This window comes from Streptomyces sp. bgisy130, from assembly GCF_057708345.1.
Genome location: NZ_JBYISA010000111.1, coordinates 1 through 1,092 on the forward strand (window position 1 = coordinate 1; position 1,092 = coordinate 1,092).

1 protein-coding gene is annotated in these 1,092 nt (G+C 67.2%); it reads right to left on the minus strand.

The genetic code is table 11. The features are described from left to right. Positions 1 to 9: 9 nt before the first annotated feature. A complete protein-coding gene (locus AC3EUV_RS38350; protein ID WP_432147164.1) occupies positions 10 to 987 on the minus strand; it encodes an IS481 family transposase in 978 nt (325 codons plus the stop codon). Positions 988 to 1,092 lie beyond the last annotated feature (105 nt).

Sequence of the window (1,092 nt, forward strand, 5' to 3'; positions counted from 1 at the left end):
TGTACTCGGTCATGACTTTGGTGACAGTCGGCTGATCGGGGGCTGGCCTTCGAGCGCGGTGTGTCGGCGTCGAGTGTTGTAGAAGGTCAGCCACGGCGCCAGCGCGTGGGCGCGTTCGGTGTTGCTGGTGAACACCTGGTGGTATGCCCATTCGGTTTGCAGGGTGCGGTTGAAGCGCTCGACCTTGCCATTGGTCCAGGGACAGTGCGGACGGATGAACCGCTGCTCGGCGCCCAGATCGGCCACGGCCTGCCGGAAGGCGTTGCTCTTGCGGTAGGTCCAGGCGTTGTCGGTGAGAACGCGTTCGATGCGGTCGATGCCACGGGCTGCGAAGAAGGCAGCGGCGCGGGTCAGGAAGCCCGCGCAGGTGTCGGCCTTCTCATCGGCGTGGATCTCGGCATAGGCCAGGCGGGAGTGATCGTCGACGGCAGCGTGGACGTAGTCATAGCCGATCCGGGCCTGCTTTTGCGCGTAGGTCTTGCCGGCTTCCCGGCCGTGGGCACGCCAGCCTCCGCCGTCGGGGATCCGTCCGATCTTCTTCACGTCGAGGTGGACGAGTTCACCGGGCCGGGTACGTTCGTAGCGGGCGTGGGTGCGGCGTTCGGCACGGATGGGCTGCCCGGTCAGCGGATCGCAGGATGCCAGGCGAGGCATCTGGTGGCGGCGCAGGATGCGGGTCACCGTCCGCGCGGGAACGCCGGTTTCCGCGGCCAGGAAGTCCGGCCCCCGCCGGTGAGCACGCCGTGCATTGAGCACTGCTGCCTCGAGGTGTTCGGGAGTTCGCCTGGGGCAGGTGCGCGGGCGGCTGGAGCGGTCGTGCAGGCCACTCCAGCCCTCGGCCCGGAAACGGGCCACCCATCGGTGCGCACACTGTCGCGAGACTCCCAGCTCCTTGGCCACGTGGGCCACCGGGCGCCGGTCGTGCACGACACGGCGCACCAGAAGACATCTGCCATGAAAGGTCAGCCGGGCATTAGCGTGGGCCACCAAGACCTCCGGTTGTGGTGAAGACGGCATCTCCACTACGCCCGGAGGTCTCCTCTTGATCAACTACCGACGCGAGTCACCAACCTCTTGGCCGAGTACACCTAG